This window comes from Paraburkholderia sp. D15, from assembly GCF_029910215.1.
Taxonomy (GTDB): domain Bacteria; phylum Pseudomonadota; class Gammaproteobacteria; order Burkholderiales; family Burkholderiaceae; genus Paraburkholderia.
Map to the genome: position 1 here is coordinate 386,190 of NZ_CP110395.1, position 13,512 is coordinate 399,701.

The 13,512-nt window shown below is 63.6% G+C and carries 14 protein-coding genes; 10 read left to right on the forward strand and 4 right to left on the reverse strand.

The annotated features are described in order from the left end of the window. The first annotated feature begins 24 nt into the window (after positions 1 to 24). Together lipB and lipA are read left to right on the forward strand one after the other, a co-directional pair. Positions 25 to 771, forward strand: a complete 747-nt coding sequence (lipB, locus tag LFL96_RS01650) for a lipoyl(octanoyl) transferase LipB (RefSeq protein ID WP_280997293.1) — start codon at positions 25 to 27, stop codon at positions 769 to 771. Positions 772 to 784: 13 nt separating this feature from the next. After that, entirely contained in the window at positions 785 to 1,792 is a 1,008-nt protein-coding gene (lipA, locus tag LFL96_RS01655) for a lipoyl synthase (protein WP_280997295.1), read from the forward strand. A gap of 99 nt (positions 1,793 to 1,891) precedes the next feature. Here the strand turns inward: lipA and LFL96_RS01660 are convergent, their stop codons facing one another. Together LFL96_RS01660 and LFL96_RS01665 are read right to left on the reverse strand one after the other, a co-directional pair. Next, a complete protein-coding gene (locus LFL96_RS01660) occupies positions 1,892 to 2,026 on the reverse strand; it encodes a hypothetical protein (RefSeq protein ID WP_280997297.1) in 135 nt (44 codons plus the stop codon). Positions 2,027 to 2,095: 69 nt separating this feature from the next. Beyond that, a complete protein-coding gene (locus tag LFL96_RS01665) occupies positions 2,096 to 2,542 on the reverse strand; it encodes a hypothetical protein (protein ID WP_280997299.1) in 447 nt (148 codons plus the stop codon). Between the two features lie 273 nt (positions 2,543 to 2,815). Here LFL96_RS01665 and tauA point away from each other — a divergent pair, with 273 nt between their 5' ends. From tauA to LFL96_RS01680, 3 genes are read left to right on the forward strand one after another with little or no spacing between them, the layout of a single operon-like run. Beyond that, entirely contained in the window at positions 2,816 to 3,838 is a 1,023-nt protein-coding gene (gene tauA / locus LFL96_RS01670) for a taurine ABC transporter substrate-binding protein (RefSeq protein ID WP_280997301.1), read from the forward strand. Between the two features lie 54 nt (positions 3,839 to 3,892). Then, positions 3,893 to 4,690, forward strand: coding sequence for an ABC transporter ATP-binding protein (locus LFL96_RS01675; protein WP_280997303.1), 798 nt, complete (start codon positions 3,893 to 3,895; stop codon positions 4,688 to 4,690). Further along, the gene (locus LFL96_RS01680) at positions 4,687 to 5,559 is read left to right on the forward strand and encodes an ABC transporter permease subunit (RefSeq protein ID WP_280997305.1); all 873 of its coding nucleotides are present in this window, start codon (positions 4,687 to 4,689) and stop codon (positions 5,557 to 5,559) included. Before LFL96_RS01675 ends, LFL96_RS01680 begins: the two co-directional genes overlap by 4 nt. A 45-nt stretch (positions 5,560 to 5,604) precedes the next feature. On the opposite strand, the gene LFL96_RS01685 is transcribed toward LFL96_RS01680, so the two are convergent. Continuing rightward, on the reverse strand, positions 5,605 to 6,288 hold the full coding sequence (locus LFL96_RS01685) for an HAD family hydrolase (protein ID WP_280997307.1): 684 nt from the start codon (positions 6,286 to 6,288) through the stop codon (positions 5,605 to 5,607). Positions 6,289 to 6,508: 220 nt separating this feature from the next. Between LFL96_RS01685 and LFL96_RS01690 the strand changes: the two genes are divergently transcribed. Continuing rightward, positions 6,509 to 8,176: a Na/Pi cotransporter family protein gene (locus LFL96_RS01690; RefSeq protein WP_280997309.1), complete on the forward strand. Its 1,668-nt coding sequence runs from the start codon at positions 6,509 to 6,511 to the stop codon at positions 8,174 to 8,176. An 83-nt stretch (positions 8,177 to 8,259) separates the two neighbouring features. Here LFL96_RS01690 and LFL96_RS01695 read toward each other — a convergent pair whose 3' ends face one another. Next, positions 8,260 to 9,030, reverse strand: coding sequence for a DeoR/GlpR family DNA-binding transcription regulator (locus tag LFL96_RS01695; RefSeq protein WP_280997311.1), 771 nt, complete (start codon positions 9,028 to 9,030; stop codon positions 8,260 to 8,262). Between the two features lie 557 nt (positions 9,031 to 9,587). Here LFL96_RS01695 and ugpQ point away from each other — a divergent pair. From ugpQ to LFL96_RS01715, 4 genes are all read left to right on the forward strand, one after another. Further along, positions 9,588 to 10,379, forward strand: a complete 792-nt coding sequence (ugpQ, locus tag LFL96_RS01700; protein ID WP_280997313.1) for a glycerophosphodiester phosphodiesterase — start codon at positions 9,588 to 9,590, stop codon at positions 10,377 to 10,379. A 122-nt stretch (positions 10,380 to 10,501) separates the two neighbouring features. Then, a complete protein-coding gene (locus LFL96_RS01705; RefSeq protein WP_280997315.1) occupies positions 10,502 to 11,614 on the forward strand; it encodes an ABC transporter substrate-binding protein in 1,113 nt (370 codons plus the stop codon). Between the two features lie 138 nt (positions 11,615 to 11,752). Further along, on the forward strand, positions 11,753 to 12,691 hold the full coding sequence (locus LFL96_RS01710) for an ABC transporter permease subunit (RefSeq protein WP_280997317.1): 939 nt from the start codon (positions 11,753 to 11,755) through the stop codon (positions 12,689 to 12,691). Next, positions 12,688 to 13,479 (forward strand): ABC transporter permease, encoded by a 792-nt coding sequence (locus LFL96_RS01715; RefSeq protein ID WP_280997319.1) that lies wholly within the window; start codon positions 12,688 to 12,690, stop codon positions 13,477 to 13,479. Before LFL96_RS01710 ends, LFL96_RS01715 begins: the two co-directional genes overlap by 4 nt. The last annotated feature ends 33 nt before the right edge of the window (positions 13,480 to 13,512 follow it).

Below are 13,512 nucleotides of genomic sequence, written 5' to 3' on the forward strand. Positions count from 1 at the left end.
AGATTTCGGTAAACTGGCGAGATTATGTGCGCCACCCCGGTTTCCCCGTCTCCGTCCTCTCCGTTACCTGCTGCCGCGCCGCTCACGCTGCGCTGGCGGGGCAACGAACCCTACGAAGCCAGTTTCACGGCCATGCGCGCGTTCACGGACGAGCGCACCGCCGACACCCCCGACGAAATCTGGCTGGTCGAACATCCTCCCGTCTTCACGCTCGGCCAGGCCGGCAACCCATCGCACCTGCTGGCTGCCGACAGCGGCATTCCATTGGTGCAGGTCGACCGTGGCGGACAGATCACCTATCACGGCCCTGGCCAGGTGGTGGCTTATCTGCTGCTCGATCTGCGTCGCCGGAAGCTGATGGTGCGGGAGATGGTGGCGCGAATCGAGCAGGCCGTGATCGACACCCTGGCGGCGTATAATCTCGCCGGAGAACGCAAGGCGGGCGCCCCCGGCATCTACGTGGCGCCCGGGCCTGCTGCGGGACCGGACGCGGATCTGCACGTCGGCGCCAAGATCGCCGCCCTGGGTCTAAAAATCCGCAACGGGTGCAGCTACCACGGCGTGAGCCTGAACGTGAAGATGGATTTGCGGCCGTTTCTGGCCATCAATCCATGTGGTTACGCCGGGCTCGAAACGGTCGACATGGCAACGCTGGGCGTTACCGCCGGCTGGGACGACGTGGCCCGTACCTTTGCAGCACGCCTCACCGCAAACCTCGACGGCAGTCCCGCGGCCGTCGCCCAACCACAGGCCGGTGCGCTCACCGCCTGACTGGACCGAACGAATGACTGACGTTACCGCGAACCTCGCAACTGCCCCCGCATCCGATGCCGCACCGGCCGCCGCCGCTGCCTACGACGCGACCGCCAAGCAGAAGGCGCAAGCCAAAACCGCCCGCATCCCGATCAAGATCGTCCCGATCGAAAAGCTGAAGAAACCCGACTGGATCCGCGTCAAGGCGGCCACCGGCAACTCGCGCTTCTACGAAATCAAGCAGATTCTGCGTGAGCACAACCTGCACACGGTCTGCGAGGAAGCGAGCTGCCCGAACATCGGCGAATGCTTCGGCAAGGGCACGGCAACGTTCATGATCATGGGCGACAAATGCACGCGCCGTTGCCCGTTCTGCGACGTGGGCCACGGCCGCCCGGACCCGCTCGATCCGGAGGAACCCGGCAATCTCGCGCGCACCATCGCCGCGCTGAAGCTGAAGTACGTGGTGATCACCAGCGTCGACCGCGACGATCTGCGCGACGGCGGGGCTGCTCACTTCGTGGAATGTATCCGTCAGACGCGCGAGTTGTCGCCGGAAACGCGCATCGAAATTCTGACGCCGGATTTCCGCGGTCGCCTGGATCGCGCGATCGGCATTCTGAACGCCGCGCCGCCCGATGTGATGAACCACAACCTTGAAACCGTGCCGCGTCTGTACAAGGAAGCGCGCCCGGGTTCGGATTACGCGCATTCGCTGAAGTTGCTGAAGGACTTCAAGGCGCTGCATCCCGATGTCGCCACCAAGTCGGGCTTGATGGTCGGCCTTGGCGAAACGGAAGAAGAAATCCTGCAAGTGATGCGCGATCTGCGCGAACACGACGTGGATATGCTGACGATCGGCCAGTACCTGCAGCCGTCGGAACACCACTTGCCGGTGCGCTCGTACGTGCACCCGGACACGTTCAAGATGTACGAGGAAGAAGCGTACAAGATGGGCTTCACGCACGCCGCGGTGGGCGCGATGGTCCGGTCGAGCTATCACGCCGATTTGCAGGCGCACGGAGCCGGCGTGGTCTAAGCGAATTGGTTTCGCTGTCGGTCATGAATAAAAACAAAGCCCGCACACGATGCGGGCTTTGTTTTTGGTGCGGGTGCGGCGAAGCTCGATCTGATCGAACTAGCTGTAGATCCGCACGAGAAAGATGAACGAGAAGTAGATGGTTCCGCCGACGAGCGAGAACGGAACCATGGCGTCGATAAAACGGTCGCGCATGGCGCGGTTCTCGATGACGTAGTCGATCAGATTGGGCATGTGGTTTCTCCGTGTGCTGAAATGTCGATGGCGATTTGTCAGCAGTATAAGTCAGCGGCTATCAATTAATTAGGTTAACGAAAAGTGAGATATGCAGTATGACGTAGCGACGAGCGCCGTCATGAGAATGGAGCCGCGCATCAGCCTTCGGCTGCGCGCCAGATCGTCGGCATCGTGAGCGTGAGTCGGCATGGCGTCGGCGACACCGAACGACACGATGACTGCCGACGCGACGATGAACACGCCATGCCACACCAGACCGGCGAACATCGCAGCCCTCACGCCATCCGACGACGCGCTACTCAGCGCACGGCCAATCTCGTAGCACGCGCTCGCGCACATCGAAATGACGACCCATAGCAACTGCCCGTCCCGCATCGAGCGCATTGCGGCGCCCTTCGACGCACGTTGATAGAAGCGCGAGAAGCCGAGCAGCGGCAGCAGCGCGAGCGGCGCCAGTATCGGTACGGCGACGTTGAACAACGCCCAGCTAAAACGGCTAAGAAAGTTGGACATGAGAAAGCACGATGAAAGCGATCCGGCGATCATCGCGCTGCCGTCGAAGCACGGTCAATAGGCCGAATGGCCAGCTTGCGCACGTCCTCCACAAGCCTCATCATTCGCTGCAACCGGCTCACTGCGCGCCGCAGCAGCGAGCGACAACCAACCGAACGTGAAAAGCAATGTTCGAGCGGCGTCATTAGCAATTGCTGATTAAATAGAACCGCCCGTGAACAAACTCCCTATAGTCGGATTCCTTCCAGATCAAATTGACCCAAGGGGTTTCCGATGAAGCGTTTTCGCCGTCCGCTGGCTGCGTTCGCCACACTGTTCGCGCTGTCCGCTACTTTTGCTTCCACCGCGCACGCGGACACCAAGGAAGTCGTGATCGCCTATCAGGACATGGTGGTGCCGTGGCGCTACGCGCAGGCAACCGGCGAAGTCGAGAAGGCCACTGGCTACAAGGTCACGTATCGCAAGCTCGGCAGCGGTGCGGACGTGATCCGTGCGCTGGCGTCCGGTTCGGTGCAACTCGGCGAGGCAGGCTCGAGTCCGATCGCGGCGGGTCTGTCGCAAGGCGTCGACATTTCGCTGTTCTGGATTCTCGACAATATCAACGACGCCGAGGCGCTGGTCGCGCGCGATGGCTCGGACGTGACGAGCGTCGCGGGGTTGAAAGGCAAGAAGATCGGCGTGCCGTTCGTGTCGACCTCGCACTTCCATACGCTGGTCGCGTTGCAGAACGCCGGCGTGAATCCCGCCGACGTGAAGATCGTCAACCTGCGTCCGCCTGAAGTCGCGGCGGCGTGGGCGCGCGGCGACATCGACGCCACCTACATCTGGGACCCGGTCCTCGCCAAGGTGAAGAAGAACGGCAAGGTACTGATCACGTCCGGCCAGGTCGCGCAGCAAACCGGCAAGGCAACGTTCGACGGTTTCGTCGTCGATCGCAAGTTCGCGAGCCAGAACGCCGACTTCGTCGCGCGCTTCGTGAAGGTGCTGGCCGCGACCGACGCGAGCTATCGCGATCACCCGTCCGCGTGGACGGCGACCTCGCCGCAGGTCGAAGCCGTCGCGAAGGAATCCGGCGCCAATGCGCAGGAGGTGCCGGCAAGTCTCGCGCTGTACGCCTTCCCGACGGCCGCGCAGCAGGCGTCGAATGCATGGCTCGGCGGCGGCGCGCAATCGGGCGCGGCGAAGTCGCTGGCGGCCACCGCGGCGTTTCTGAAGACGCAGGGCACCATCCAGAACGTGCTCGCCGATTATTCGACCGGCGTCGATCCGCAGTTCGTGCAACGCGCGGCGCATTGAGCCCGGCGCACCTGGCGCTGGCGCTGGTTCACATTCGTAGCATGAGGTCGAGTCATGAGTGGTCTTGAAATCCGGCGACTGCACGTCGCGTATGAAGGCGTGCGAGGCGGCGCGCCACACGTCGCGCTGGCGGATGTCGATCTGCATATCGAGCCGGGAGAATTCGTCGTGGCGCTCGGTGCATCGGGCTGCGGCAAGACCACCTTGCTCAACTGCATCGCCGGCTTCATTGCACCGACCGAAGGCGAAGTGCGCCTGAACGGCGAACCGGTGCGCGGTCCCGGCGCCGATCGCGGCGTGGTGTTCCAGAAGTACGCGTTGATGCCGTGGCTCGACGTGCTCGACAACGTTGCGCTTGGCCTGCGGTTTCAACGCGTGCCGAAAGCGGAGCGCGAGCGCATCGCGCGCGAGATGCTCGCGCTGGTCGGGCTGGAAAAGCATGCGCACTCGCGCGTGTACGCGCTGTCGGGCGGCATGCAGCAGCGCGTGGGCATTGCTCGCGCACTGGCGAGCGATCCGCAGGTGCTGCTGATGGACGAACCCATGGGCGCGCTCGACGCGATGACGCGAGAGTCGATGCAGGAACTCGTACTCGACGTTTGGGGCCGCACGCGCAAGACCGTGTTCTTCATCACGCATAGCGTCGAGGAGGCGCTGTTCCTCGCGACGCGTCTCGTCGTGATGACGCCCGGGCCGGGTCGTATCGCGGAGAGCTATGAGCTGCCGTTCGCGCGGCGGTTTCTTGAGACGCGCGACGCGCGCGCGGTGAAGTCGTCGCCGGATTTCATCGAATGGCGCGAGCGGCTGGTGCGCCGCCTGCATGAGCGCAATCAGGAAGAGTTGGTGTCGTGACGGCTTCGCGTGAATCATTGGGCAACGTGGCGTTGAAACCCACCACTGAACAGCAGAGCCGTAAAGCACGTCGCGCCACGGCAGGCTGGCGTTTACCTGGCGAAGGCCCGACCGCGGCGTTGAGCGCGGCATCGGTCGCGACGCTCGCCGCGCTCTGGTGGCTCGCCACGCATCTGCATTGGCTACCGCCGCTGTTCCTGCCCACGCCGGAAGCCGTCTGGACCGCATTTGTCGACGCATGGCATGGGCGTATTCAGGGCGGCTTGCCGCTCTCCGAACATCTGGCGTGGAGCGCGCTGCGCGTGTTCGGCGCATTTGCGCTCGCCGCGGTGACGGCGGTGCCGACCGGCATCCTGATGGGCGTGAGCCGGATCGCGCGCGGTCTGCTCGATCCGCCGCTGGAGTTTTACCGGCCGCTGCCGCCGCTCGCGTATCTACCGCTGGTGGTGATCTGGTTCGGCATCGACGAAACGGCAAAGATCGTCGTGATCTATCTCGCGTGTTTCGCGCCGATCGCGATGGCTGCGCGCGCCGGCGCGCGTAGCGCGACCGTCGAGCAGATTCACGCGGCCTACTCGCTGGGCGGGCGGTTCTCGCAGGTCGTGCGACATGTGGTTTTGCCGGCGGCGTTGCCGGAGATATTGACTGGCCTGCGGATCGCGATCGGCTTCGGCTGGACCACGCTGGTCGCCGCCGAGATGGTCGCGGCGACGGCGGGCTTGGGTCAGATGGTGCTCAATGCGTCGAGCTTTCTGCGCACGGATGTGGTGGTGATGGGCATCGTGCTGATCGGGCTGATCGCGTGGTTGTTCGATCTGGGTATGCGTGCGCTGGAGCGGCGCCTCGTGCCGTGGAAGGGGCGGGTGTAGCGTTGCACGGCCGCGTGCCGCGCAACGATTATCGGCGCCTGGCCGTTAAGCAAACAACTCGATCACCGGCCAGCCGCGTTCAGCGGCAATCGTGCGCAAACGCGGGTCCGGATTCGTCGCGACCGGATGGGTCACACGTTCGAGCAGCGGCACGTCGTTGATCGAATCGCTGTAGAACCAGCTCTGCGGAAAGTCCTGCAAGCGGTGACCGAGCGACGCGAGCCAGTTCTCCGTGCGCGTGATCTTGCCTTCGCGGAACGTCGGAATGCCGACCGACTTACCCGTGTAGCGCGCCGCCGGATCGTCGCCTTCGGTGCCGAGATCGATTCCCAGCAGATGATCGAAGCCGAGCGCCGCGCCGATCGGCGCCGTGATGAACACGTTGGTCGCCGTCACGATGCAGCAAAGATCGCCGGCATCGAGATGCCGCTGCACGAGTTCGCGCGCGGCCGGCCGGATAGCCGGCACGATCACGTCCTGCATGAACTGCGCGTGCCAGGTATCCAGTTGCTCGCGCGAATGACGCGCCAGCGGCGCCAGCGTGTAGTTCAGATAAGCCGCCATGTCGAGCGTGCCGGCCGCGTACTGCCGGTAGTAGCCGTCGATCTCCTCGGCGTGCCGCGCGGCGCCTTCAATTCCCAGACCAGCAATGAAGTGGGCCCACGCCTGATCGCTATCGAGTGGCAGCAGCGTGTGGTCGAGGTCGAACAGCGCAAGATTGCGGCTCATCCAGAGTCCTTGTGATTTGATGGGGCAAGCGGCTGGGTGGCTTGAGCGAATGAGCGCATGAGCCGGCACACAGCACGCCACAGTTTCGCACGAGCGTATAGTTAAACGCACAAAAATACAATATGGCAAAAATATGCAACACTACTGTCACATACGCTTCGCATAGCGCGCTCGCGCCGCGCGAGGTTCATGTCATGGCAGCAGCAACCGGCATCGCCCTATGTTGATTCTTCTTAACCTTCTAGCCGGTGTGGCGCTCCTCGTCTGGGGCTCGCACATCGTGCGTACCGGCATCCTGCGCGTGCTTGGCGCGGATCTTCGCAGCGTCCTCGGGCGGAGTACCGCGAGTCGATGGCGCGCGTTCCTCGCGGGCGTCGGCGTGACGAGTCTGGTGCAAAGCAGTAACGCGACCGCGGTGATCGTCACGTCGTTCGCGGCGCAGGGGCTGCTGCCGCTCACCAGGGGTCTGGCGATCATGCTCGGCGCCGACGTCGGCACCGCGCTGATGGCGCGGGTTCTCACGCTCGATCTCTCGTGGCTGTCGCCGATCCTGATTCTGCTCGGCGTGCCGCTGTTTCTGTCGCGCAAGCAGACCCGCATCGGCCAGACCGGCCGCACGCTGATCGGCCTCGGGCTCATCCTGCTGGCGCTGCATCTGATCGTCGAGGCCGCCCAGCCGATGATGCAAGGCGCCGGCGTGCGCGTGATGTTCGGCGCGCTGACCGGCGACACGATGCTCGACGCGCTGGTCGGCGCCGGTTTCGCGATGCTGTCGTATTCGAGCCTCGCGGCGGTGCTGTTGACCGCGACGCTGGCTTCGTCCGGCGTGATTTCGCTGAAAGTCGCGCTGTGTCTGGTGATCGGCGCGAACCTCGGCAGCGGCTTGCTGGCGCTGCTCGGGACGGTCGCCCAGAACGCGGCGGCGCGGCGCCTCGCGCTGGGCAGCTTCGCATTCAAGCTGGCGGGCGCGCTGCTGATCCTGCCGTTCGCGCCGCTGCTCGCGCGCGGCCTGCCGGTGCTGATCGCGAATCCGCGCGAAGCCACGGTCGGCTTTCACGTTATCTACAACACGCTGCGCTGCTGCGCGTGTCTGTCGCTGATCGATCCGGTCGCGCGCGTTTGCGTCCGCGTGTTGCCCGACCGGCCGTTGCCGAATGGCGAGTTGCGGCCGCTGCATCTGGACAGCGCTGCGTTGTCCACACCCGCGCTGGCGCTCGCGCACGCGGCGCGCGAGGTGCTGCGGATCGGCGATATCGTGCGCAGCATGCTCGACAACGTCGCGGACCTGATCCACCACAACAGTCTGGATAAAGCTCGCGAAACGGTGCGCATGGACGACGACGTCGACGAACTCTATGCCGCCGTCAAAAGCTATCTGACGCTGATCTCGCGCGAGCAACTAGACGAAGCCGACAGCCGCCGCTGGACCGACATCATTTCATTGACGATCAATCTGGAGCACGCGGGCGACATCATCGAACGGATCGTGCGGGATATCGAGGAGAAGAAGATCGCGCACCGGCTGTCGTTTTCCGAGGAAGGGCTGGGCGAACTCGACGATCTGCAGGCGCGGCTGGTGGGCAACCTGCAATTGGGGTTGTCGGTGTTTCTGAACAACGATCTGCGTTGCGCCGAACGTCTGCTGGCGGAGAAGGAGCGTTTCCGCGATCTGGAGCGCGCGTATTCGTACAAGCATCTGGATCGATTGGCCGGGCAAACGCTGCGCAGCATCGAGACCAGTGCGCTGCACCTGGATCTGATCAGCGACATGAAGCGATTGAACTCGCTGTTCTGTTCGACCGCCTATCCGGTGCTGGACGCGGCCGGCGCGTTGCACGACACGCGCTTGCGCAAGCGCGTGCTCGATACGATTCACGTGAAGGAATAGCGCGGCGGCGAGGCAGGGTGCTGGGCGGCAAGACGGACGGCATGAGCGCAAGCCGCCCGGCCGCTACATCACAATTCCGCACCCTAGGCCAGAACGATCTCTTCCACCTTCTTCTTCAGCGACGCAAACTCGGCGGCTTCGGCCGCTTTTTTATTGGTCACGAGCACGTCGATCCGCTCTACCGGGCAATACGAAATGCGGCTGCGCTGACCGATCTTGCTGTAGTCGGCGAGGATCACCACACGGTCCGCGTTGGCCACCATCGCGCGCGCGACTTCGGTTTCGGCGTGGTCGTAATTCGTCGCGCCATGCCGATGATCGACGCCGACCGGCGACAGCAACGCGAGGTCTGCGCGATAGCGCTGGATGTCGAGCACGGTCGTCGCGCCGGTGGTGGCCATCGCGCGGTCGCTGATCGAACCGCCGAGCAGGATCACCTCGTTGGCGGCATCCGTTTGTTCGACGCCGCCGCGCATCTTCAACGCGACGTCGATCGAGTTGGTGACGATGGTCAGATTCGCGAGCTTCGCCAGTTCTTCGGCGAGGGTCGCGGTCGTGGTGCCCGCGTCGATGAACAGCGTCTGGCCGCTCGCGATCAACCCGGTCGCTGCCTTCGCGATGGCCGTCTTCGACTTGACGCGCATATGCGCGCGCTCGGCGATCGGCGCTTCGTCGGCGGGCTTGATCGCGCCGCCGTGCACGCGCCGCAGTTCACCCAGCGCTTCGAGATCGAGCAGATCGCGCCGCACGGTTTCGCGCGACACCCCGAGGTCCGCCATGATCCGTTCGGTCGACACGCGTTGCAGCGTGGACAGCAACGCGCGAATTCTCTGATGACGGTCTTCCTGCCACATGCATTTTTCCTTGGATGCGAACGCGTGTTCACACGTCTTGTTTTGATGCCGATATCGTGGACACGAATGTGTGTCGAAACTGTGTCAAGCGTAGTACTTTAGAGGAATTGTGTTGTATTTTTTTGGCAGCTTGCAAGTTTGTGTATTTCAACTTAGCCTTCGCAAATTGAAGCGCTGTCTGTCTTTTCGAACATCAAATGTTCGAAAAGGAATTGAAATGTCCGTTTTCGAGCATTCGACGACGCTTTTTGGCAATTCGATGGACCCAGGCTGTCGCCATAATGAACCTTGGGGGCGGCTGGCCGAACGGACGGGCCGGTGACATCGCGCAGTCGGCAAGCGGTACGGTTCGTGATCCTGAGCATGATACGGCAACGCATTGCGCGCGCCGAATCGGATATCTCGAACGGGTTTCGCGCGACTCAGGGTTAGCCATTCGGCCAGCTATCGCACGGACGGCAGCAGCGCGATACTACGCGCGGAGCTTGCGCGTGAGGACAGACAGTGCCGAAGCGTCGAGCGCAATTTAATCCGCTCTATCGGGAAGGTATCGAGACGTGGCAAACGGAATGGATGGAATGGAAAGCGTGGTCGCGGACTGGCCGTATCCTCGGCTGGTCGCGCATCGCTGCGGCGGCACGCTGGCGCCGGAAAACACGCTGGCCGGCTTCGACGCCTGCGTGCGTTACGGCTACCGCATGGTCGAATTCGACGCCAAGCTTTCCGCCGATAACGAATTGTTTCTGATGCACGACGACACGCTCGAGCGCACCACGAACGGTCACGGCGCCGCCGCCGACTACTCGTGGGCACGCTTGAGCACGCTCGACGCCGGCGCATGGTACGCCCCGCAATTCGCCGGCACGAGGCTGCCGACGCTCGCCGATGCGGCACAGCGTTGCGCACGCGACGGCATCGCCGCGAACATCGAGATCAAGCCGTGCCCGGGGCGCGACGCGATCACCGGTGCACTGGTGGCAAGCGGCGCGGCCGCGCGTTGGCGAGGACAAACGCCGCCGCTGCTGTCGTCGTTTTCGTACGAAGCCCTCGCGGCGGCACGCGACACCGAACCCACGCTGCAACGCGGCATGCTGTTCGAGGAAGTGCCGTCGGACTGGCTGCGGATCGTGCGCGAACTAGGCTGCGTGTCGCTGCATGCGAGCCACCGTTATCTGAGCGAACCGCTGGTCGCGGAGATCCGCGCGGCGGGCTTGCGTGTGCTGGCCTATACGGTGAACGACCCGGCGCGTGCGCAGTTACTCGCGCAATGGGGCGTCGACATGATTTGTACAGATCGCATCGATACACTGCACCACGACATGTTCGCCGCGCCGGCGAATCCGCGCTAGGCGCGGCGCCGGACCGGACCTGTCGCGGCCGTACGCAGACCCTGCGCGCAGTGTCGTACGGCCAGAAGCTCGAACCAGAAATTTTCCAAACGTAGCAATTTCGGCAGAGGATGAGGAAGACCATGAACCGCACCGCGTTAGTCCGCTTACTTTCCATTTCGGCAGCGGCGGGCGTCGCCGCCGGCGCCAGCAATGTGGCGTCGGCCGCATCGCTCGATGCGCTGATCGCCGCCGCCAAACAGGAAGGCCAGCTCACCGTGATCGCCCTGCCGCATGACTGGTGCAACTACGGCCAGCTGGTGGCCGGCTTCCAGAAGAAGTACGGCATCAAGATCAACGAACTGAATCCAGATGCAGGTTCGGGCGACGAAGTCGAAGCGATCAAGGCGAACAAGGGCAACAAGGGTCCGCAGGCACCGGACGTGATCGACGTCGGTCTGTCGTTCGGTCCGACCGCGAAGGCCGAAGGCCTGCTGCAACCGTACAAGGTCGCGACGTGGAACTCGATCCCGAAGGAATCGAAGGATCCGGACGGTTACTGGTACGGCGACTACTACGGCGTGCTGTCGTTCGAAGTGAACGCCGACATGATCGACAAGGCACCGGCCGACTGGAGCGATCTGCTCAAGCCTGACTACAAGAACGCGGTGTCGCTCGCGGGCGATCCGCGCACGGCCAACCAGGCGATCCAGGCGGTGTTCGCCGCCGGTCTGTCGCAAAGCAAGGGCGATGCGGGCAAGGCCGGCGCGGCAGGTCTGAAGTATTTCGCCGATCTGAACAAGAACGGCAACTTCGTGCCGGTGATCGGCAAGGCCGCATCGCTCGCGCAAGGCACCACGCCGATCGTCGTGCGCTGGGACTACAACGCGCTCGCCGATCGCGACACGCTGAAGGGCAACCCGAAGGTGCAGGTGGTGATTCCGAAGACGGGCGTGGTCGCCGGTGTGTACGTGCAGGCGATCAGCGCCTACGCGCCGCATCCGAACGCCGCCAAGCTGTGGATGGAATACCTGTACTCGGACGAAGGCCAGATCGGCTGGCTCGCCGGCTATTGCCACCCGATGCGCTACAACGAACTGGTGGCCGGCAAGAAGGTGCCGCAAGCGCTGCTCGACAAGCTGCCGCCGCCGTCGTCGTACAAGAACGTGGTGTTCCCGACGCTGTCCCAGCAGGACGCCTATAAAGACACCATCACGAAGCAGTGGGACCAGGCGGTCGGCGCGAACGTCAAGTAAGCGCGCGGGCTGTCGTCACGGCGGGCGGGACTACCCCGCACCGTCGCGGCACACACCAACGACATGAAGTCTTGCCGCCCGCGTGCTGTTCGAACAGAGCGGCACGCGGGCGTTTGCAGAACGTCCCAAGGGTGAGTTATGAGCGCTTCATCGGATGCAGGATCGGTGCAGCCGGAATTGGTGGTTCCGCCTGTGCCCACCCCCACGCCGCGCGTCGACGGTCCCGGCCGCGCATCGCAGCTGCTGGCGTGGATCGGCGTGGTGCCGTTTTTCACCTTCGCGCTGCTGTTCCTGATTCTGCCGACCGGCTTCCTGATGGTCGGCGCGTTCCAGGACGCGCAGGGTCATTTCACGCTGGCCAATTTCCGCGATCTGTTGCAGCCGTCCGTGCTGGACGCGTACTGGATCAGTTTCAAGGTGAGCGCCGCGTCGTCGTTCGGCGGCGCCGTGATCGGCTCGCTGCTCGCATGGGCGGCGGTGCAGGGCAAGCTGCCGGGCTGGATTCGCCCGACCTTGCTGACGTTTTCCGGCGTCGCGTCGAACTTTGCCGGCGTGCCGCTCGCGTTCGCTTTCATCTGCACATTGGGACGGGTCGGGCTCGTCACCGTGCTGCTGAAAAAGTACCTCGGCTTCAATCTGTATTCGACCGGGTTCAGCATTCTGAGCTTTTCCGGCCTGACGCTGACCTATCTGTACTTCCAGATTCCGTTGATGGTGCTGATCGTCACGCCCGCGCTCGACGGCCTGAAGCGCGAATGGCGCGAAGCCTGTGATTGTCTGGGCGGCACCTCGTATCAATACTGGCGTTACGTCGCGCTGCCTGTGCTGTGGCCGAGCGTGCTCGGCGCGGCGCTGCTGCTGTTCGCCAATTCGTTCGGCGCGGTCGCCACGGCCTACGCGCTGACCGGCAGCTCGCTGAACATCGTGACGATCCTGCTGTATGCGCAGATTCGCGGCGACGTGATGCACAACCAGAACCTCGGCTACGCGCTCGCGCTCGGCATGGTGCTCGTGACCGGACTGTCGAACGGCGGCTATATCTGGCTGCGCTCGCGCGCCGAAAGGGGACGCCGATGAAAAGCCAATCGCGTGTAGGCGCGTGGACCGCGATGGTCGTCGGTTCGCTGTATTTCCTGATTCCGCTGATCGCGACGTTCGAGTTCAGCCTGCGCATGAAGCGCGGCTCGTACAGCTTCGAGGCGTACAGCGTGGTGTTGAGCGATCCGCGCTTTCAGGCTTCGTTCGGCTACTCGATCCTGATGGCGCTGCTGACGATCGTCGTCGGCGTGCTGCTGGTGGTGCCGACCGCTTACTGGGTGCAATTGCGCTTGCCGAAGCTGCGTCCGATCGTCGAATTCATCACGCTTCTGCCGCTGGTGGTGCCGGCCATCGTGATCGTGTTCGGCTATCTGCGCATCTACAACAGCAGCTCGATCCTGCCGCTCACCGGCAACGAGCGCGCCACGGATCTGCTGCTGGTGTTCGGCTACGTGACCTTGTCGTTGCCGTACATGTACCGCTCGGTCGATGCCGGTCTGCGCGCTGTCGATGTCCGTTCGCTCACCGAAGCGGCCGAATGCCTGGGTGCGAACTGGCCGACCATTCTGTTCAAGGTGATCTTTCCGAACATCCGCTCGGGCATCCTGTCCGGCGCGTTTCTCACCTTTGCGGTGGTGATCGGCGAGTTCACGTTCGCGAGCCTGCTCGACCGGCCGGCGTTCGGTCCGTATCTGCAGTTGATCGGCGCGAACCGCGCTTACGAGCCGTCCGCGCTCGCGATCATCGCGTTCGTGATCACGTGGGCGTCGATGGGATTGATCCAGGTATTCGGCTCGGCCCGCGCGATGAGCGGCCAGAAAGTTTGACCTTAATGAGTTTGACGCACTGAGGCGGCGCAT